At 41.4% G+C, this 19,631-nt stretch carries 19 protein-coding genes; 17 read left to right on the top strand and 2 right to left on the bottom strand.

All coding sequences use genetic code 11. The annotated features are described in order from the left end of the window. The first annotated feature begins 114 nt into the window (after positions 1 to 114). The 6 genes from PaeCFBP13512_RS00795 to lipB all read left to right on the top strand — a co-directional run bounded on the left by PaeCFBP13512_RS00795 (position 115) and on the right by lipB (position 6,603). Complete coding sequence (locus PaeCFBP13512_RS00795) at positions 115 to 330, top strand: hypothetical protein (protein ID WP_069327867.1); 216 nt, start codon at positions 115 to 117, stop codon at positions 328 to 330. A gap of 184 nt (positions 331 to 514) precedes the next feature. Then, on the top strand, positions 515 to 1,939 hold the full coding sequence (gene lpdA / locus PaeCFBP13512_RS00790; RefSeq protein ID WP_137220663.1) for a dihydrolipoyl dehydrogenase: 1,425 nt from the start codon (positions 515 to 517) through the stop codon (positions 1,937 to 1,939). Positions 1,940 to 2,250: 311 nt separating this feature from the next. Then, the gene (locus PaeCFBP13512_RS00785; protein ID WP_069327869.1) at positions 2,251 to 3,279 is read left to right on the top strand and encodes a thiamine pyrophosphate-dependent dehydrogenase E1 component subunit alpha; all 1,029 of its coding nucleotides are present in this window, start codon (positions 2,251 to 2,253) and stop codon (positions 3,277 to 3,279) included. Further along, a complete protein-coding gene (locus PaeCFBP13512_RS00780) occupies positions 3,279 to 4,265 on the top strand; it encodes an alpha-ketoacid dehydrogenase subunit beta (RefSeq protein WP_069327870.1) in 987 nt (328 codons plus the stop codon). Before PaeCFBP13512_RS00785 ends, PaeCFBP13512_RS00780 begins: the two co-directional genes overlap by 1 nt. A 100-nt stretch (positions 4,266 to 4,365) precedes the next feature. Further along, positions 4,366 to 5,835 carry a dihydrolipoamide acetyltransferase family protein gene (locus PaeCFBP13512_RS00775; RefSeq protein ID WP_137220662.1) on the top strand — a complete coding sequence of 490 codons (1,470 nt, stop codon included), beginning with the start codon at positions 4,366 to 4,368 and terminating at the stop codon, positions 5,833 to 5,835. Between the two features lie 75 nt (positions 5,836 to 5,910). Beyond that, positions 5,911 to 6,603 (top strand): lipoyl(octanoyl) transferase LipB, encoded by a 693-nt coding sequence (lipB, locus tag PaeCFBP13512_RS00770; RefSeq protein ID WP_137220661.1) that lies wholly within the window; start codon positions 5,911 to 5,913, stop codon positions 6,601 to 6,603. On the opposite strand, the gene prli42 is transcribed toward lipB, so the two are convergent. Beyond that, positions 6,598 to 6,693 (bottom strand): stressosome-associated protein Prli42, encoded by a 96-nt coding sequence (gene prli42 / locus PaeCFBP13512_RS00765; protein ID WP_137220660.1) that lies wholly within the window; start codon positions 6,691 to 6,693, stop codon positions 6,598 to 6,600. The two genes, lipB and prli42, sit on opposite strands and share 6 nt — an antisense overlap. Before the next feature lie 139 nt (positions 6,694 to 6,832). Between prli42 and PaeCFBP13512_RS00760 the strand changes: the two genes are divergently transcribed. From PaeCFBP13512_RS00760 to PaeCFBP13512_RS00730, 7 genes are all read left to right on the top strand, one after another. Further along, positions 6,833 to 7,972 carry a M20/M25/M40 family metallo-hydrolase gene (locus PaeCFBP13512_RS00760; RefSeq protein ID WP_069327873.1) on the top strand — a complete coding sequence of 380 codons (1,140 nt, stop codon included), beginning with the start codon at positions 6,833 to 6,835 and terminating at the stop codon, positions 7,970 to 7,972. A 44-nt stretch (positions 7,973 to 8,016) separates the two neighbouring features. Then, positions 8,017 to 8,577 (top strand): NUDIX hydrolase, encoded by a 561-nt coding sequence (locus PaeCFBP13512_RS00755; RefSeq protein ID WP_137220659.1) that lies wholly within the window; start codon positions 8,017 to 8,019, stop codon positions 8,575 to 8,577. After that, the gene (locus tag PaeCFBP13512_RS00750; RefSeq protein WP_137220658.1) at positions 8,574 to 9,773 is read left to right on the top strand and encodes an endonuclease Q family protein; all 1,200 of its coding nucleotides are present in this window, start codon (positions 8,574 to 8,576) and stop codon (positions 9,771 to 9,773) included. The genes PaeCFBP13512_RS00755 and PaeCFBP13512_RS00750 overlap by 4 nt, the downstream gene beginning before the upstream one ends. Before the next feature lie 142 nt (positions 9,774 to 9,915). Beyond that, positions 9,916 to 10,389, top strand: a complete 474-nt coding sequence (gene fur, locus PaeCFBP13512_RS00745) for a ferric iron uptake transcriptional regulator (protein WP_069327876.1) — start codon at positions 9,916 to 9,918, stop codon at positions 10,387 to 10,389. Positions 10,390 to 10,479: 90 nt separating this feature from the next. Then, positions 10,480 to 11,379: a site-specific tyrosine recombinase XerD gene (gene xerD, locus PaeCFBP13512_RS00740; protein WP_069327877.1), complete on the top strand. Its 900-nt coding sequence runs from the start codon at positions 10,480 to 10,482 to the stop codon at positions 11,377 to 11,379. A gap of 28 nt (positions 11,380 to 11,407) precedes the next feature. Continuing rightward, the gene (locus PaeCFBP13512_RS00735; RefSeq protein ID WP_137220657.1) at positions 11,408 to 12,598 is read left to right on the top strand and encodes a phosphopentomutase; all 1,191 of its coding nucleotides are present in this window, start codon (positions 11,408 to 11,410) and stop codon (positions 12,596 to 12,598) included. A 67-nt stretch (positions 12,599 to 12,665) separates the two neighbouring features. Continuing rightward, positions 12,666 to 13,490, top strand: a complete 825-nt coding sequence (locus PaeCFBP13512_RS00730) for a purine-nucleoside phosphorylase (RefSeq protein ID WP_137220656.1) — start codon at positions 12,666 to 12,668, stop codon at positions 13,488 to 13,490. Between the two features lie 370 nt (positions 13,491 to 13,860). Here the strand turns inward: PaeCFBP13512_RS00730 and PaeCFBP13512_RS00725 are convergent, their stop codons facing one another. Then, positions 13,861 to 15,417 (bottom strand): M14 family zinc carboxypeptidase, encoded by a 1,557-nt coding sequence (locus tag PaeCFBP13512_RS00725; protein WP_137220655.1) that lies wholly within the window; start codon positions 15,415 to 15,417, stop codon positions 13,861 to 13,863. 282 nt (positions 15,418 to 15,699) lie between these two features. Here PaeCFBP13512_RS00725 and lysA point away from each other — a divergent pair, with 282 nt between their 5' ends. From lysA to PaeCFBP13512_RS00705, 4 genes are all read left to right on the top strand, one after another. Then, positions 15,700 to 17,031: a diaminopimelate decarboxylase gene (gene lysA / locus PaeCFBP13512_RS00720; protein WP_137220654.1), complete on the top strand. Its 1,332-nt coding sequence runs from the start codon at positions 15,700 to 15,702 to the stop codon at positions 17,029 to 17,031. Between the two features lie 260 nt (positions 17,032 to 17,291). Then, on the top strand, positions 17,292 to 17,723 hold the full coding sequence (locus tag PaeCFBP13512_RS00715; RefSeq protein ID WP_069327881.1) for a peptidylprolyl isomerase: 432 nt from the start codon (positions 17,292 to 17,294) through the stop codon (positions 17,721 to 17,723). Between the two features lie 153 nt (positions 17,724 to 17,876). Beyond that, complete coding sequence (locus PaeCFBP13512_RS00710; RefSeq protein WP_161594176.1) at positions 17,877 to 18,926, top strand: Kiwa anti-phage protein KwaB-like domain-containing protein; 1,050 nt, start codon at positions 17,877 to 17,879, stop codon at positions 18,924 to 18,926. A gap of 27 nt (positions 18,927 to 18,953) precedes the next feature. Further along, a complete protein-coding gene (locus tag PaeCFBP13512_RS00705) occupies positions 18,954 to 19,616 on the top strand; it encodes a hypothetical protein (protein ID WP_137220652.1) in 663 nt (220 codons plus the stop codon). Positions 19,617 to 19,631: the final 15 nt, after the last annotated feature.

Genomic DNA, 19,631 nt, shown 5'->3' with positions numbered 1-19,631 from the left:
CGCATACTGTTGCCCGGTTTGTTGCTGTTACCATAACATCATATTTTAAAAATAAATCAAACGTAATAGGTATACACAATGATGAATAATAATGTATGACAGAGGAGAATCATCATGACGGAAGAAGAACGTACAGTTTTGGAACAACAATTAAATGAGTTATTAACACGATCAGAATGGACAGCAGCAGATACTCCTTTAATTGAACAATTATTGCATACATTACAGACCGTTTCAGCTGAAAATAAACGCCTGCGTACAGCACTTCTTAAAGCGAATGCACAACAACCGAAAATGTCTAGTCGTTTACGTGATGCGTTGTACGAATAAGCTACCTTTACACCCTACATGTTAACAATGCTCAAGATATGGTAGAATAGACGTGCCTTAAATCAGATCATACATTATAGATGATCACTGTTACCTGCGGCTTAGAGTATGTGTAAGTATGACAGGTCAAGCCTACTTAATGATAAAGATTGTACTTATATAGAAAAGAGAGTGACTATTAACCATGACAATTAATTGTGATATCGCAATACTAGGTGGAGGAACAGGCGGTTATGTCGCTGCTATTCGTGCTGCTCAATTAGGTAAAGAAGTAGTCATCATCGAACAGGATAAATTAGGCGGAACTTGCCTGCATCGTGGGTGTATTCCAAGCAAAAGCTTACTGCGTAGTGCAGAAGTCTATGCATTGATGCAAGACAGTGAAGATTACGGTATAGCCGCTGAAAATATTACATTACAATTTGCCAAAGTACAGGCTCGCAAACAAGGTATTGTCGATCAATTGCATCAAGGCGTACAGTATTTGATGCGTAAAAATAAAATCAAAGTGGTACAAGGTAAAGGGCGCGTTATAGGCCCATCGATCTTTTCTCCGCAAAGTGGGGCAGTGGCTGTGGAATATGAAGATGGCGAAATGGAAACGGTCGTTTCCAAAAATCTGATTATCGCTACAGGATCACGTCCTCGTGTACTTCCAGGTCTAGAAGCAGATGGTCAATTGATCCTCAATAGTGATCATGCACTTCAATTGGAATCTTTACCTGAATCCATGCTGATTGTTGGCGGTGGTGTGATCGGAATGGAATGGGCTTCGATGTTAAATGATTTTGGCGTGAAGATTACAGTGGTTGAAGCCGCTCCTCAAATTCTGCCTGCGGAAGATCAAGAAGTCGCTCGCGAATTACGTAAATTGTTAGAACAACGTGGTGTAACGATCTATACGGATGCAACCCTGTTAACAGATACATATGCGCCAGCAGCGGATCAACAGGAGCTATCGATTACGATTCGTCATCAAGAACAAGAGCATGTGTTAACGGTATCGAAAGTATTCGTATCGATCGGTCGTCAAGCGAATGCTGAAAGTATCGGACTTGCGAATACCGATGTACAGATTGTGAACGGATTTATCAAAGTAAACAGCAAAATGCAAACGACAGAATCTCATATTTATGCAATCGGTGATGTGATTGGAGGACTGCAATTGGCTCATGCTGCAAGTCATGAAGGCATTGCCGCAGTCAATCATATCTGCGGAGAAGAAGTCCATTATAATCCGCTTCAAGTGTCTCGTTGCGTGTATACACGTCCAGAAGTCGCAAGTACAGGCATCACAGAACAAGAAGCTACCGCTCAAGGAATCGATGTCAAAGTAGGCAAGTTTCCTTTCAAAGCGATCGGTAAAGCATTGGTCTACGGAGAAAGTGACGGTTTTGTGAAAGTCATTGCAGATCGCAATACCGATGATTTATTAGGTGTTCAGATTATTGGACCACAAGCCACAGACTTGATCAGTGAAGCGGCATTAGCTCAATTCCTGAATGCAACGCCGTGGGAAGTGGCTCAGACTGTACATGCTCATCCAACACTTGCTGAAATTTTAGGCGAAGCAATGTTAGCTGTAGATGGCAAAGCGCTCGGAATGTAGTCTGATTTTTACTCTTTTTGACCCTATATACAACGATGCATAAGCGAAGATGGAGAAATCCGTCTTTTCTTTTTGCCCGGGATGTGATTATAATAGGTTTAGGCTCAAGTCTTAGTACCAGGTTTTAAGACAAGCACTAACCTGTACTTGAAGCTTCATTATCCGATTGTTGAATAATCTGTTCCAGTAGCTTAAAATAACTGATCAAGGTTGTTGTAGTGACGGATGCATGTTGTACAATCTTCTATTTTTATCAAAATGACAAGCCATCTCTAATACGGAGCTTGTCTAATTTTAAGGAGGTACCTGCTATGAAAGCGGAAGGTACTATTGACCAACAAACTAGACATGAACAAATTGGATTGACCGACGCTCAAGCGATCGAGATGTACAAATATATGCTTTTAGCACGTAAGTTCGACGAACGTTGTCATTTACTACAACGTGCAGGTAAGATCAATTTCCACGTATCCGGTGTTGGACACGAAGCAGCGCAAGTCGGTGCTGCATTTGCTCTTGATCGGGAAGAAGATTATTTTTTACCGTATTATCGTGATTATGGATTCGTTCTGTCTGTCGGTATGACAGCACGCGAATTGATGTTGTCTGCATTTGCCAAAGCGGAAGATCCGAATAGTGGTGGACGACAAATGCCAGGTCACTTTGGTAGCAAACGTCTACGTATTGTGACAGGTTCCAGCCCAGTAACGACGCAAGTTCCTCATGCAGTCGGTGTAGCACTTGCCGCCAAAATGAAAAAGAAAAAGTTGGTTTCTTTTGTCACGTTTGGCGAAGGTTCAAGTAACCAAGGTGATTTCCATGAAGGTTGTAACTTTGCTGGCGTACATAAATTGCCAGTGATTATGATGTGTCAAAATAACCAGTACGCGATCTCTGTACCTGCACATAAGCAGATCAGTGGTAAAATTAGTGATCGTGCACTGGGTTACGGATTCCCGGGTGTCCAAGTGGATGGTAATGATGTGTTAGAAGTGTACCGTGTGACCAAAGAAGCGCGTGAACGTGCGATCAACGGTGAAGGTCCTACATTGATTGAAGCGATGTTATATCGCCTTTCCCCACACTCTACATCAGATAATGATCTAGCTTATCGTACTCAAGAAGAAGTCGATGAGAATTGGAAAAAAGATAGCTTGCCTCGTTATAAAAAATACCTGATCGACTGCGGTATTTGGAGTGAAGAGCAAGATGCAGAACTAAGCAAAGAATACGTTCAAATCATGAAAGAAGCTACGGAATATGCGGACAATGCCCCTTATCCGCGTGCTGAAGATACATTACTGCATGTGTTTGCAGGCGATGAGGAGGGTAATCAGTAATGGCGATGATGGAATATATTGATGCTATTCGTCTAGCGATGAAAGAAGAAATGGCGCTGGATGATAATGTATTTGTTTTGGGAGAAGATGTAGGGCTTAAAGGTGGAGTATTTACCACGACCAAAGGGTTACAAGAACAATTTGGCGAAGACCGTGTATTGGATACTCCGCTTGCAGAATCTGCGATTGCAGGGGTTGCGATTGGAGCGGCAATGTACGGCATGAAACCTATTGCTGAAATGCAGTATTCAGACTTTATGTTGCCAGCAACCAATCAAATTATTAGTGAAGCAGCGAAGATTCGTTACCGTTCCAACAATGACTGGAGTTGTCCGATCGTTGTCCGTGCCCCTATTGGTGGCGGTGTATTCGGTGGTCTGTATCATTCACAATGTATGGAGTCGGTATTTTTTGGTACAGCAGGTTTGAAGATTGTAGCCCCTTATTCAGCGTATGATGCTAAAGGTCTACTGAAAGCCGCTGTCCGCGATCCTGATCCAGTACTCTTTTTTGAAAATAAAAAATGCTACAAATTGATCAAAGGTGATGTACCTGATGATGATTATGTGGTGCCGATCGGTGAAGCGAATCTGCTACGTTCAGGCGATGATATTACCGTCATCAGCTATAGCTTACCGTTACACTTTATTATGCAAGCGGCAGAAGAGTTAGAACAAGAAGAAGGCATTACTAGCCATGTTCTGGATCTACGTACGATTCAGCCATTGGATCGCCAAGCGATTATTGATGCAGCTCGTCATACAGGTAAAGTATTGATCGTGCATGAAGATAATTTGACAGGCGGTGTAGGTGGAGAAGTAGCAGCGATTATTGCGGAAGAATGTCTATTCGATCTGGATGCGCCGATTCGTCGCCTTGCAGGGCCAGACACACCACCGATGCCAATTAACCCACCTCAAGAAAAGTTCTTTATGCTTAACAAAGATAAAGTCAAAGTCGCTATGCGTGATCTTGCTTTATTTTAAAATAAACAACGATAGCGCGGATTGATATCTAGCGTATCTATACAAAATGTGAAAAGATGTTTGCCTAGCAAAATATCTAATCCTTTAGGAGTGAAATCATATGTCTGCAAAAGGAAATCCGACAGATGTGGTTATGCCACAACTTGCGGAATCTCTCGTATCTGCAACGATTGCCAAATGGCTCAAACAGCCTGGTGAATCTGTAGATCAATATGAACCGATCTGTGAAGTCATTACCGATAAAGTAAATGCTGAGATTCCTTCTGTATTAGAAGGAATTATGGGCGATATTATAGCATTAGAAGGTCAAGAAGTAGCAGTGGGTGAAGTGATCTGTCAGATCATTACCGAACAAGCTCCATCAGCGGATACCGACCATATTGCACCCGCTTCACCAGAAATTACAGTGCATGATGATCTACCTGCTGAGACAGTAGCTACACCTGCTACGACACCATCTGTGTCACCTGTAGCATCAACACGTCCTGCTGGTTCTGCTCCACGTTCTGCTGAATCTGGAAATGGATCGATGAGTGGACGCTATTCCCCTGCTGTACAGTCTCTTGCTGCTGAACATGGAGTGAATCTATCTGGTATTCAAGGTACAGGCGCAGGTGGACGTGTGACTCGTCGTGATGTACTCAAAGCATTAGAAAATGGAACTGCTCATGCTCCTGTAGCATCAGCATCCAATAATAGCAATGCAGCCCAACAAGCGCCTTCAACACCAAGTAATACGACTGCACCGACAGCGGCAAGTATGCCTGCGGCTTCCACAGAATATCAAGTGCGTCATTCAGGTATTCATTTATCAGAGACACCAGCTATTGCTAAGATCGTGATGGAAGAAGATCAGGCGAATCAATTAGGTCAAAGTGAACATTTGATCAATGTCACGCCACTTCGTAATGCGATTGCACGTAATATGCGTCAAAGTGTATCCGAGATTCCTCATGCATGGACAATGATCGAAGTCGATGTAACGAACCTCGTGATGCTGCGCAACAAAGTAAAAGATGAGTTCAAGCGTAAAGAAGGTATTAACTTAACGTATCTATCGTTCTTGCTCAAAGCCGTTGTGAACGCGATTAAAGATTATCCGATTATGAACTCTGTCTGGGCAGTGGATAAAATTATCGTCAAACGCGATATCAATATTGCGCTTGCTGTAGGTACAGAAGATTCAGTCATGACCCCGGTTATTCACAAAGCGGATCAAAAAAATATCGCAGGTCTTGCGCATGAAGTAGAAGATTTGGCACGCCGTACTCGTGATGGCAAGCTCAAATTGGACGATATGCAAGGCGGTACATTTACGGTTAATAATACAGGTTCATTTGGTTCGATTCTGTCGTATCCGATTATTAACTATCCACAAGCAGCGATTTTGACCTTTGAATCGATTGTCAAAAAACCAGTTGTGATTAACGATATGATTGCTGTTCGCTCGATGGCTAATCTATGTCTGTCTTTAGATCATCGTATTCTCGATGGTGTCATCTGCGGACGTTTCTTACAACGTGTTAAAGATAATTTGGAAAGTTATAATACCGATACAAAGTTGTATTAAGAACTTGAATACGGTAAATTAAGATAAAAGGTACACAACAATAGAATAGTCATCAGGGAAGGGACGTGTCTGCATATGAGTAAATTCATTCAAGTCTCCTATACGCCCTCGATGGATTACGCGCAAGCGTGGGAGAAGCAGAAGGAGATTGTTCGCGGGGTTGATACCGGTGAGCAAGAGGAACACCTTCTGCTTCTTCAGCATCCACCGACGTATACTATTGGCTCTCAGCGTCATCCAGAGCATTTGTTATGGAACGAAGAAGAGCTGGCAAAGCGAGGCATTACACTGTTTCAGATTGATCGAGGCGGTGATATTACATACCATGGCCCCGGACAGTTAGTCGGTTATCCGATTCTGTTACTGGATGCCGCCAAAGGCATAGATCCACACCGATATCTGAGAACATTGGAACAGGTGATTATTGATTATTTAGCAGAACAAGGCATTGAAGCCGGACGCAAAGAAGAATATACAGGCGTATGGATTGGTGATCTCAAAATCGCGGCGATAGGCATTAAATTTAATAAATGTCGTCATCGTAAAGGGTTTGTTACCAGTCATGGATTTGCGTTTAATATTTCTTCGGGGATTCAAAATGAAGGGTTTAGCGGTATTGTTCCTTGTGGCATTGAACAATATGGAGTGACTTCGCTTGAAGATATTACCGGCCGTACTTTTACCGTTGAGCAAGTGGCACAGGAGATATTGCCACATTTTATGCGCCATTTTGAGTATGCACAGCCGGAAGAACCATTATCCTTATAAAAACGGTTGAATGACCATCAGTAAAGTAGAACCGACCATTGCAATCAACATGATATAAATAAAGACTTTGAACCATTTTTTCTTTTCCATAAGTGTACTCCTTTATGTCTATAAAATAGGGATCGGTCAACAGAACCCATTCTCTTCATCATACCGATTATAAGGCTATTTTGCAAAAGGAGTCACTGCAATATGTGTATATTTACGTAAACTCAAAGGAGCGAATATTGTGATATCTGAATCCCGTTTAATTGAAGAATTTAAAGAACTTGTACAAATAGACAGTGAAACCAAACAAGAGCGTGCAATCGCAGATCGTTTGACAGAAAAGCTAATTGCACTTGGATTTACCGTTATTGAAGACGAATCAGCTGCCAAAACAGGTCATGCCGCAGGTAACTTGATTGCGACACTACCGGCTAATACGGATAAATCTATTCCTAAATTATTTTTTACTTCTCATATGGATACGGTAAAACCGGGTATTGGAATCGTGCCTGTGATGGATGCAGAAGGTTATATTACCAGCTCAACGGATACCATTTTAGGAGCAGATGACAAAGCAGGCATCGCTGCTCTTTTTGAAATGATTCGAGTGTTAAAAGAACAAAATATAGAGCATGGTCAGATTCAGTTGATTATTACCGCAGGTGAAGAATCCGGTCTGATGGGCGCACGTTCTATGGATTCATCTCTCGTGGATGCAGATTTCGGTTATGCGCTGGATTCTAACGGAACAGTAGGAACGATTGCGGTTGCTGCGCCTACGCAAGCACGTATCGTGATGGAGATTTTCGGCAAATCAGCTCATGCAGGTGTCAATCCTGAAGATGGCATTAGTGCGATCCAAGTGGCAGGCAAAGCGATTTCACGAATGAAATTAGGACGAATCGATCACGAGACGACTGCGAATATTGGTAAATTCGAAGGTGGCGAAGCGACCAATGTCATTTGCGATTATGCACGCTTGGAAGCAGAAGCACGCAGTCTGGTGCACGAAAAAGTAGTAGTACAGTTAGCAGCGATGAAAGCATCGCTTGAAAATACATGTGCAGATTTTGGCGCTACAGGTAAATTTCAAAGTGTGATTGTATATCCGGGCTTCAAATTTACAGAAGATGATGCTGTTGTTCAATTGGCGCAACGTGCCGCAAGTAAATTAGGTGTACCGAATGATATTTTCCATACCGGTGGAGGCAGTGACGCTAATATCTTCAATAGCTTTGGAATTCCAACAGCCAATCTAGCGGTCGGTTATGAATTTATTCATACAACAGATGAGCGTATTCATAAAGACGAATTAGTACGTGCGGCACATCTAGTAACTGAAATTGTACGTGAAACATCCCAGTTAACGAAGTGGAAATAAGACGACATAGCATTCAACGATAAATGATACGTGGAGGAATTGAGATGACAGCGAATAAAGCTTTAGACGAGATTACACTATCCACCGAATCGATTTTTGAAGGGAAAGTCATATCTTTACAAGTGGATACTGTAGAACTTCCAAATGGAAATACGAGTAAGCGCGAGATCGTTCGCCATCCAGGAGCGGTAGCAGTACTGGCTATTCATAACGATCGTATGCTTGTAGTAGAGCAGTATCGTCAAGCACTCGGTCGTACCGAAGTGGAAGTTCCTGCGGGCAAATTGGAAAAAGGGGAACAGCCGGAGGAAGCTATCAAGCGTGAACTGGAAGAAGAAACAGGATATCGCTGTGAGCAAGTGACTTTGTTGAACTCTTTTTATACATCGCCGGGCTTTGCAGATGAGATTATCCATCTCTATCTTGCTGAAAATCTACAAGCAGGTGAGCTAAATCCAGATGACGATGAATTTCTAGAAGTGACCGAGATTACACTTGAAGAAGCATATGAACAGATTCGTGAAGGACGTATTAGCGATGCGAAGACGATTATGGCGGTACAAGCTTGGCATCTGATCAAAGTTACAGGAAAACCTAGTCTGTGAGTGAATTGCAATCGATCTATGCTGATCTTCATATTCATATCGGTAGAAGTGAAGATGGACAACCGGTGAAGATCAGTGGTAGCCGTAATCTGACTTTTGCTAATATCGCCAAAGAATCTTCAGAACGCAAAGGAATCGGATTAACAGGAATTATCGATTGTCATTCACCTGGAGTACAACAAGATATTCGTAACTATATTGCCAGCGGTGAAATGGTTGAAATCGCTGGTGGTGGCATTCGTTATCAAGATACTACCATTCTACTCGGTTCAGAAATCGAGATACGTGAGCCTGGTTATCATGAAGCTCATGTGCTGGTTTATTTTCGCGATCTAGCAACAATCACGGACTTTAGTCAATGGATGAGCAAGCATATGAAAAATGTTCAATTAAGCTCTCAACGTCTACATGTGTCTTTTCAGGAACTGCAAGAGCAAGTCAAACAACGAAATGGTATTTTTATGCCTGCTCATATGTTTACTCCGCATAAAGGCATCTATGGAAGTACCGTAGCGCAGATGAGTGAAGTATTGGACTTGAATAGCATCGATGGTGGAGAACTGGGACTAAGTGCAGATACGACAATGTCCAGTTATATTAGTGAACTTGATCCGTATCCGTTACTTACCAATTCAGATGCTCACTCGCTTGGCAAAATTGGACGTGAATACAACCTTTTTGCGATGCGTGAAGCAAGCTTTGATGAATGGGTAGCTGTACTTCGAGGAGAAAACGGGCGCCATATTATGGCTAATTACGGACTTGATCCTAGACTTGGTAAATACCATCGTACGTATTGTACCAACTGCAACAGTATTATAGATGATGCTTCTCCTGCGATTGAGCGTTGTCCTTATTGCGGTAGTACCAAGCTTACTGTAGGTGTGATGGATCGGATTCTACAGATTGCCGATCGTGAGCAACCTGTTGTGAATGCTCATTGTCCACCGTATCATTATCAGGTGCCATTGTCGTTTATTCCAGGGCTAGGGCCTGCTAAGATGAACCGTTTGCTTGCAGAATACGGTACAGAGATGAATATCTTACATCAGACTTCTATAGAGCAATTAACAGATATCGTAGGTGCTGAAATTGCTTTGTTGATTGTACAAGCAAGAAGCGGGGAACTACAGTTAAGCTCAGGTGGCGGCGGAACATATGGCAAAGTTATGGCGAAGTCAGAGAACAGAATATAGACGTTACAAAATCAGGGATTTGCTTTGAATTGGAAGCAAACACACGTGTTCTAAAAAGTTTGACTTTGTCAAAGAATTCCCCCTATAATAATAGAAGTGAGCATTTACACGATGCAGTGATTTCCACAGGGGGAGGTATAGAATGGAAGCACGGATCGATAAGATTAAACAGCAATTACAATCCAAAGGTTATAAATTAACGCCCCAGCGGGAAGCCACCGTTCGAGTGCTTCTTGAGAATGAAGAAGATCATCTAAGTGCAGAGGATGTCTTCATGTTAGTGAAGCAGAAAGCTCCCGAAATCGGTCTTGCCACTGTTTACCGTACCCTTGAACTTCTGAGTGAACTGCATGTCGTGGAAAAAATCAACTTCGGTGACGGTGTAGCGCGTTATGATTTGCGTACCGACACCAGCAAGCACCATCATCATCATCTTATATGCGTGCAATGCGGAAGTATGGATGAGATCCGCGAAGATTGGCTAGGACCACTAGAAGAACGATTGGATAAAGAATTCGATTTCACGGTTCTGGACCACAGACTCGATTTTTACGGAATTTGTTATCGTTGTAAAGACAAAAACGATATCAACAAAGACGAAAAACCTGACAACTAAAATGGATACCAGAGACTCTCGCCCGATATTTGGCTGTTCGGGAGAGAGTCTTTTTGCCGTAACCATTCCTATGAAGGGACCTGATTTCTGATGAATGAACATTTAGAGACATTTATCCGCTATTTGACGGAAGAAAAAGCATTATCTCGAAATACATTAGAATCGTATCGACGAGATTTGAATCAATTTCTGGAATTTGCTAGACAACGTGATTTGCAATTACCCGATCAAATTCGTAAAACACATATCGCCCTTTTCCTAGGAGAAATGAGACAGATGGGCAAAGCATCATCCACGATTACAAGGATGACTGTTTCGATCCGTTCATTCTGCCAGTATCTGGTGAGACAGGGCATGATTCAGCAAGATCCTTCAATACATATGGAAGCGCCCAAAGCAGAAAAGCGTCTACCGAATGTGATGACGATTGAACAAGTCGGACATTTGATTGATGCACCTGATCGCCAATCACCGCAAGGTCGACGTGATCGTGCGATGCTGGAATTGTTATATGCTACAGGGATACGCGTTTCTGAACTGATTTCGATCAATGTGGACGATGTGCGTCTGGATTTGAAGTTTTTACGCTGTGCGAATAATGCAGGCAAAGAACGGATTATTCCGATTACAGGAGTCACCGTGAAGCGTGTAGGTGAATATATAGAACAGGGTCGTCAGCAACTCATTCGTAATCATCCTGAAGAACTGGCACTCTTTGTGAATCAGCTTGGCACAAGACTTACACGACAAGGCTTTTGGAAAATGATCAAAAAGTATGCTCGTGAAGCTGGGATTGAGGCAGATATTACACCTCATACATTGCGTCATTCTTTTGCGACCCATCTGTTAGAGAGTGGAGCCGATTTGCGTTCGGTACAAGAAATGTTAGGACATGCTGATATTTCCACAACTCAGATTTACACACAGGTATCCAAGAAGAATATGAAAGATGTGTATGAAGCTCATCATCCGCGTGCCAATGTAACCTGATTCATCATCGAATAAGGAGGCATTGATCATGACACAATCAGACACACGTTTTAAACGAATTAGCGTTATCGTGATGGATAGCGTAGGAATTGGCGAATTACCTGATGCATCGAAGTTTGGTGATAAAGGTGCACATACATTAGGTCATATTTTGGAACAAGTTCCAGAGATCCAGATTCCTCATTTGCAACAATTGGGGCTGGCGAATATTACGTCTTTGGCACCCCTTGAGCCAGCAGAACACCCACAAGCTTCTTATGGTAAACTGGCACAGACCTCTATTGGCAAAGATACGATGACCGGCCACTGGGAAATGATGGGCTTGCAAATCAGTTCTCCTTTTAATACGTATCCACACGGGTTCCCTCAGGATCTCATCACTGAGCTAGAGAAACTTACCGGTAGACGTGTAATCGGTAACAAATCAGGTGCAGGGTTAGATATGATTGAACAATACGGGGAAGAACAGATGAAAAGTGGAGCATGGATCATTTATACCTCTGCTGACAGTGTGATGCAGATTGCGGCTCATGAAGATATTATTCCACTGAATAAACTGTATGAAGCATGTAAGATAGCACGTCAACTTACGATGTCGCCTGAACATTCGGTAGCACGTATTATTGCACGTCCTTATCGCGGAGCGCCTGGGCAATTTGTACGGACAGCGAACCGTCGTGACTTTGCTGTCAATCCACCTGAACCTACGGTATTGAACACATTGCAGAATTTTGGATACGATGTTATTTCTGTTGGCAAAATCAATGATATTTTCTCAGGGCATGGGATTACAGCTACCCATCCTACCCGTGGTAATGAAAATGGAATTCAAGTGACGATGGACGTGTTACGCCAAGATTTTAACGGATTATTGTTCACCAATCTGATTGATTTTGATTCGTTATATGGACATCGTCGTGATCCACTAGGATATGCCAAAGCACTGGAACAATTCGATCAAGCGTTACCTGATATATTATCTACTATCGGTGAACAAGATTTGCTGATTATTACCGCAGATCATGGGAATGATCCGGTACACAAAGGAACCGATCATACACGCGAGTATGTCCCTTTGTTAGTCTACAGTCCATCACTACAACAATCTGTTGATCTAGGCATCCGGACGACGTACAGTGATATCGGTGCAACGATCGCAGATAATTTTAGAACAGGTGGTCCATTGCACGGAGAAAGCTTTTTAGATAAATTAAAGTAAGATTGATCTGACTACGGATTTAAGATATTCATTTTATATAGCATAGATATTCAAGGAGGATACTTTAATGACAACTATTACACAAGCAACGATTCAAGAAGCAGCTGCTTATATTCGCAGTCAAAGTGATATCAAACCAGAGATCGGACTTATTTTGGGATCAGGATTAGGTGTGTTGGCGGATTTGATCGAAGATAGCGTAGCGATTGATTATCATCAGATTCCACATTTTCCTGTATCGACTGTAGAAGGTCATGAAGGCGAATTATTGCTAGGTACGATTCAAGGTCGTCCTGTTGTTATGATGAAAGGTCGCTTCCATATGTACGAAGGATACGGCCCTGAAGTAACGGCATTCCCTGTACGTGTGATGAAAGAATTGGGTATTTCTACATTGCTGGTAACCAACGCAGCTGGCGGAGTAAATACTTCGTATGAGCCAGGTGATTTGATGGTATTGAGCGATCATTTGAATATGACAGGTCGCAATCCATTGATCGGACCTAACGATTCGGCTCTAGGTGTACGTTTCCCTGATATGTCAGAAGCGTATAGCCGTCGTCTACGTGCGGTGTTCAAAGAAACAGCTGCACAACAAGGATTAAAAATTCAAGAAGGTGTCTATGCTGGATTGCTTGGTCCAACGTATGAGACGCCTGCTGAGATCGTTATGCTCCGTACATTAGGCGCAGACGCAGTAGGTATGTCTACCGTGTCAGAAACGATTGTAGCGCGTCATGCAGGGATTGAAGTTCTCGGTATTTCTTGTATTACCAATATGGCAGCAGGTATTCTGGATCAACCGTTATCTCATGATGAAGTCATGGAGACAGCAGACCGTGTTCGAGATCAGTTCTTGAAATTGGTATTGGCGATTATTCCTCAAATGTAATTGAATGTGGTTGGGTTGAAGATGGCTGGGCGGGGGAGTTAGACCGCTATAGGAAAAGAATTATTCTTGCCGTCGCTGGCGAAATGGAATCCCTTGATTGGACTGCTAGGCAGTCGGGATTCCACTTCAAAGGCGACTTTCAGAACAATTATTTTCCTTTCGCTCCGAGGTGGGAGCACAGTCATGAGATAAACGCCAACTTTTTGGTGGGTTGGCAGGTAGTGCAGTGGGAGTAAATAGAGGATATGGTCATGTGAAAAAGCTTCTGAATCCTATTTATAGGATTGGAAGCTTTTTTCGTTATTAGATGATATGGAAAGGGTGTAGTATTTGAGAGAGTTTGAGTTAGATGGAGAAAATACTGATAAACTTATGATTCTCCTACATCAGGGTCAGGGGCTACTGTGGGTTGATTGGGTACGGACTCTGGTGTAGGTGTTGGAGAAGGGTTGGAATTTTCTGTTGTTATTTCTGTTGCTGGTGATGGAGCGGCAGTGTCTGGACTGGTTAGTGTTAAGGTATCGCCTTTGTCATTAATATTAACGGCTATGCCTGTAAGCTGACTGATTAATGATGTTGGGACATATACAGTTCCGTCTAGATTTATTGGTGTGCCTTGAAGAGTTGACGATACGCCGTTGATCTCCGCTGCTTTTTGATTCAATGTAAATGTAGCTGTACCGGAAGCACTGGATGTTGCTGTAATGGTCTGGTTCGCTTGATCCCAGAAAAAAGCAAATCCGTATGGAGTCAGCAAAGGTTTGTATGAGATATACGTGACTTTATTTTGAATAAAAGCAGGGATTTCTTTTTTGACATTCACTCCATCTAAAGTGACATTTAAAGATCGGCGTGACGGATTAGATGGTGGTGGCGTTGGTGTGGTCGGTGAAGCAGGTGTATTTGGATTCTTTTTCAACCAGAGTGAATAGCCTTCTTGCGCAACCCAAAGTCCGATTTTTTTATTTCGTCGCCATTCTTCGTTAAAAGCAGATAGGGGCAAGTTGGTTTCACCTGTTTTGATGCCGATTTCCGGTGTAAAAGCAGGTCTACCAAATGTAGTGATAAACCAATCGGTATATCCGCCACCCGAAGGATTATTATTTGGGCGTACTTGGCGATAACCTGTAAACGTAGTAAATATATTAGCCAAACGTTTATCTCGACTTAGATTCTGCGGAAGCGTATGGAAGTTCCAGTACAGAATACGACCGGCTGAATGATACGATACAGCAATTTCAGGATCAATATCGTAGGTGAATGAAGTGGTTGCTTGATTTTCAGCAGTCTGTACAGCAGTGGTTCCTTTATGATTTTTCCAAAATGGATATGGAATATTATCTTCAATCGTGCTCCAATATGCATCATATTGACGATTCGGATCAATACCTTGTGCATTGGCTTTCCAGCGTTTGAAGTTGGTACTACCCCCATTCATTTTGACTAAAGCTTGTCGAACCGAAGCCGGAAAAGCACTTGTTCCTTGTTGTTGCAAAGTTACTCCATCAGGATTAACCATCGGTACAAACCAAATGGTGGTTCGATCTAAAATTTGGCGAGTATTATATCCTTCAAAAGGTCGATTGGCGGTATACGCTATCGCATATTGTTCTAACATGTACATATTGATTGTCGTTGTCATCCATTCACGAGCATGATGAGAACCGTTAATAAATACAGTTGCTTGTCCATGCCCAAGTCCAACTGCCCAGATATCACGACCATACTTGGTTTTACCAATAGATTTGTACTGAATCAAGTCAGGATATTTCTGAGCCAATGACTGAATATGTCGGGTCATGGCTGCATATGTATACGTGACAGACGGGTTAACTACCGTGCTACTTGCTGCTTCAGCTTGGCTTTGGAACAGCAGAGTAGGGACAAATAGTATAAATGCAAGCATAAGACATCCAATCTTTTTCAATGCCATCCTCCTCTAGAAAAATGATATACAATTGTTAGTACCCTAAATGTTTAAAATCCTTGACTTAACGGTATATTAGAGTGTCTCTCTCAAGAATAGTAGCATCTTATTTGAAGTGACGTAAATGCTTATTTTTTCCATATGTAAGTACATTAATAAGCGAATCCATTCATTGGAATCTCACATAAAACACAAATGTTCAGCAAAATAGTCCATTCTGCTATAATATGCACAATGGTTATACTGACTATACACTTCAAGTGAATGAACGGAGGACAACAGATGTATTTACATGGAACAAGTCAAATTAATGATCAAGGTCATCTTGTGATCGGTGGTTGTGATACCGTTCAACTTAAAGAACAATATGGTACGCCTTTATATATTATGGATGAGCATTTAATTCGTAGTCGTTGTCAGGAGTATATGCAAGCTTTTCAAGCATCAGGATTAACTTTTCAAGTGGCGTATGCTAGCAAAGCATTCTGCACGATGGCAATGTGCCGGATTGTAGAAGAAGAAGGATTGTCGATGGATGTAGTATCCGAAGGAGAACTGTATACAGCAATGCAAGCAGGATTCCCTGTTGAACGCATTCATTTTCACGGAAATAACAAAACGCCAGATGAATTAGAAATGGCTTTGGATGCAGGGATCGGTTGCTTTGTTGTCGATAACTTTTTGGAGTTACAAGTGTTAAATGCGATTGCTGCTTCTAAAAAAATGATGCCTAATATTCTGTTACGGGTGACTCCGGGTGTAGAAGCACATACCCATGAATACATTTCAACCGGTCAAGAAGATTCCAAATTCGGATTCGACGTCGGGAACGGAACAGCTTATCAAGCGGTGAAAGAAGCTCATTCACTGGAACATGTCAAATTATTAGGGATTCATTCTCATATCGGATCACAGATTTTTGAAGTGGATGGTTTTCAAGTAGCGGTTGAACGTGTAGCTGCATTTGCACTTGAAGTACAGCAACAAGAAGGCATTTCATTTACAGTCATTAATCTGGGTGGTGGATTCGGTATTCGCTATACATCCGAAGATACGCCGCTTCAAGTATCTGAATATGTAGAAGCAATCACCACAGCGGTTAAAGAGCACTTTTCCAAATTAGAAGGAGCATTACCGCAAATCTGGGTAGAGCCCGGTCGTAGTATCGTTGGGGATGCAGGAACAACGTTATACACAGTAGGGTCTAACAAAGATATTCCCAATGTACGCAAATATGTATCGGTTGATGGCGGTATGACAGACAATCCACGTCTAGCTCTGTATGAAGCGAAATATGAAGCTGTGATTGCCAATCGTGCCAATGATGAAGCAACAGAATTGGTATCGGTCGCTGGTAAATGTTGTGAAAGTGGCGATATGCTCATCTGGGATATTGAACTGGCTTCGCCTGTAGCAGGCGATCTGTTAGCAGTAGCATGTACAGGGGCTTATAATTATTCTATGGCAAGCAATTACAATCGTATTCGTCGCCCGGCAGTCGTATTAGTTAAAGACGGCAAAAGTGATGTGATTGTAGAGCGGGAAACATTTGAAGATATTACAAGTAATGATGTGATTCCAGCTCGTCTAACTCGTGCAACGATCACTACGTAGAGACTGAATCTTATTTATATGATTAGTATCTAATGTATGAAAATGTTTATCATGATTGTACAGATGGTGACTCTATATATCGGTATCATGAACGGAATGTAGCGAAAAAGAAGTGAACATGCCTTTGCGCAGAATCGCTTTTCATAGTAAACTAAAGAGGATGCTGTCCTACAGATCTATTTCTCGCTTAATCGTACTCTGGTGAAGTAGAGGCATGCGTCCTAATTTCTGTTTTTAATTGAGAGGAGATTTATTATATTATGTCTAAACAAGCGAACATCAAACTTGCAAACGGTGGAGAGATCGTTATCGACCTGTTTGATCAAGATGCACCGAATACGGTTGCTAACTTTGAAAAATTAGCAAATGATGGTTTCTACAACGGATTAACATTTCACCGTGTAATCCCTGGTTTCGTAGCTCAAGGTGGATGCCCTAACGGTACAGGTACTGGTGGACCAGGCTACACAATCAACTGCGAAATCAACCCGAACAAACACGAGCGCGGTTCTTTGGCTATGGCTCATGCAGGACGCAATACAGGCGGAAGCCAGTTCTACATCTGCTACCAACCACAACCACACTTGGATGGACAACACACTGTGTTTGGTAAAGTAGTTAAAGGTTTGGAATATGTTGATGCTCTTAAAGGCAGCGACAAAATGGAAACTGTTGCAATTGTAGAAGCGTAAGCTTTTTTCAATAACAATAGCTTCACTTTTTTATCATCAAGAACTTGTTCTCTTTAGAGAGCAGGTTCTTTTTTTATTCATTTTGACTTTATTCCCTTTGATGTGAATAATGGTATGTATCGAAACAATTGGATAAAAAAGGAAGGCGAGCCGATGAATATTAATCATGCTGAACATCCTGTACAGCTTTTAATAGCATGCGATAACGAGGAGAAGCAATCTCAAATCGATCTCAAACTTTTTGTTGTTCGCAAAGAGAAAGAAGCTGACCATTATTACCGGAGCAAAGTGATTACATTAGCAGAAGAAGTCACCAGCTGGTTAAAAGATCAGTTAATTCGTTCTTTTAAAAGCTTTCAGCAACCAGAAGGTGATGAATCTAAGTTTGCGGTCAGTGATTATCATTTGGAAGTACAAAAAAATGAGCAACTGGCTAAGCTAGTGATCCAAGAACAACATAGTACATTGAATGCTCGCAAAAACGGTCTACTGCATGCATTAACAGAAACAGATCAAAGTATCGAAGAACGGGATACCCATTTTCAAATCATACGATTAGATATAGAACAACATAAAGTATATTGTTGTTTTTATCGTAAACCCAAAGTAGGAACCAAAAAGAGAAGATTAGCGATAAAAGACTCCAATGTGTTTCATTTTGTCAGCGATGATTTGTTAGAATTAGGTGGGAAAATAGATTTTTTTATCTTCAATAATGAGATCTATATTTCCAATCTGTTATCTTTTGAAAATATGTTTGATTATCGTGATCATATTAACGAAGCTAGAGATTATAATCTGCATCAAATTGTGAATCTTCCTTTTTTTGCCGCAGAAGAGTCCAATAAAGACATATTTGAGCAACATTGCAAGCAACATGTGTATTCTAGAAGTCTGGCACAATTGAGCGCAGACAATATAGCAGCGTTAGAGGATAATTTTGAAGAACGATGTGATGAGCTGAAATTAATTAGAAAAAGGTTACCTCGAAATGCTCAAAAAGCAGAAGAGTATAGAAAAAAATATGCCGCGATCTGGGAGTTATATTCATTTCTGGATCTGGAACATTACAAAATCAAATATGAACCTGATCAAAAACCAACCACTTTAATTCATTTTTTTGCTGATAAAATAAAACAATCTTTTTTAACTAAAAACTTTAGTATTGCTGTGGATATAGATCCATTGGAGAATGATTCATAATTTACAAATTGGAGAAGGAGACTGATAATGTGGTCTAAAAAAGAGCAACTTATTTTATGGATAACCGCTTATTTTCCACTTCTGTTTTTAATTGTCGCTGGATTTTTGTATGAAAATAATCTTCTACCTTCATGGCTTCAGAAGAAAAATGTAGCGTTATGGTTTGCTCATCAATGGACAGGTGAAGCACTGTTTATCATCATTGTATTGGTGTTGTCTATTGTATTGTACCGGATTGTGATTGTATGGTTGCTGGCTGGTATAGAACAAAAGTTATTGTCTAAAAAGGTCGGAAATCAATACGCTGTGCGCCACTTTGAGAAATTATCGGCTAGCGAATATTCTTTCTTTTTGATCACATTATTATTGCCTCGTATTGCATTAGATTATTCATCGATCATGAATGTAGCTCTTTCTTTATTAGTGATTATTTTTATTATTTCCGTGTATGTCAAAACAGATACGATCTCTTCATGCCCACTATTTTTTGTATCAGGCAGACAGGTGCTAAAAGTCATCATTTCAGAGCATACATTAGAAGAAGAACGTGAACATCCTGAGTACCGTAAACATGTGATCTGTCTTGTAAAAGAAAAAGATTTGGATTTGTCGACTTCATATAGAGGGCAACATCTAGTGAGCAATATGTATATGATTGCTAAAGAAAACTCTATCAAGTACATTAAATAAATAGATCTATGAAAT

The organism is Paenibacillus sp. CFBP13512 (assembly GCF_005233705.1).
GTDB lineage: Bacteria > Bacillota > Bacilli > Paenibacillales > Paenibacillaceae > Saccharibacillus > Saccharibacillus nuruki.
This window is presented reverse-complemented; position numbering and strand designations above follow the sequence as displayed.

Coding starts and splice junctions, on each gene's coding strand:
- PaeCFBP13512_RS00795 (WP_069327867.1), top strand. CDS start 115: ATGACGGAAGAAGAACGTACAGTTTTGGAACAACAATTAAATGAGTTA.
- lpdA (WP_137220663.1), top strand. CDS start 515: ATGACAATTAATTGTGATATCGCAATACTAGGTGGAGGAACAGGCGGT.
- PaeCFBP13512_RS00785 (WP_069327869.1), top strand. CDS start 2,251: ATGAAAGCGGAAGGTACTATTGACCAACAAACTAGACATGAACAAATT.
- PaeCFBP13512_RS00780 (WP_069327870.1), top strand. CDS start 3,279: ATGGCGATGATGGAATATATTGATGCTATTCGTCTAGCGATGAAAGAA.
- PaeCFBP13512_RS00775 (WP_137220662.1), top strand. CDS start 4,366: ATGTCTGCAAAAGGAAATCCGACAGATGTGGTTATGCCACAACTTGCG.
- lipB (WP_137220661.1), top strand. CDS start 5,911: ATGAGTAAATTCATTCAAGTCTCCTATACGCCCTCGATGGATTACGCG.
- prli42 (WP_137220660.1), bottom strand. CDS start 6,693: ATGGAAAAGAAAAAATGGTTCAAAGTCTTTATTTATATCATGTTGATT.
- PaeCFBP13512_RS00755 (WP_137220659.1), top strand. CDS start 8,017: ATGACAGCGAATAAAGCTTTAGACGAGATTACACTATCCACCGAATCG.
- fur (WP_069327876.1), top strand. CDS start 9,916: ATGGAAGCACGGATCGATAAGATTAAACAGCAATTACAATCCAAAGGT.
- xerD (WP_069327877.1), top strand. CDS start 10,480: ATGAATGAACATTTAGAGACATTTATCCGCTATTTGACGGAAGAAAAA.
- PaeCFBP13512_RS00735 (WP_137220657.1), top strand. CDS start 11,408: ATGACACAATCAGACACACGTTTTAAACGAATTAGCGTTATCGTGATG.
- PaeCFBP13512_RS00730 (WP_137220656.1), top strand. CDS start 12,666: ATGACAACTATTACACAAGCAACGATTCAAGAAGCAGCTGCTTATATT.
- lysA (WP_137220654.1), top strand. CDS start 15,700: ATGTATTTACATGGAACAAGTCAAATTAATGATCAAGGTCATCTTGTG.
- PaeCFBP13512_RS00715 (WP_069327881.1), top strand. CDS start 17,292: ATGTCTAAACAAGCGAACATCAAACTTGCAAACGGTGGAGAGATCGTT.
- PaeCFBP13512_RS00710 (WP_161594176.1), top strand. CDS start 17,877: ATGAATATTAATCATGCTGAACATCCTGTACAGCTTTTAATAGCATGC.
- PaeCFBP13512_RS00705 (WP_137220652.1), top strand. CDS start 18,954: ATGTGGTCTAAAAAAGAGCAACTTATTTTATGGATAACCGCTTATTTT.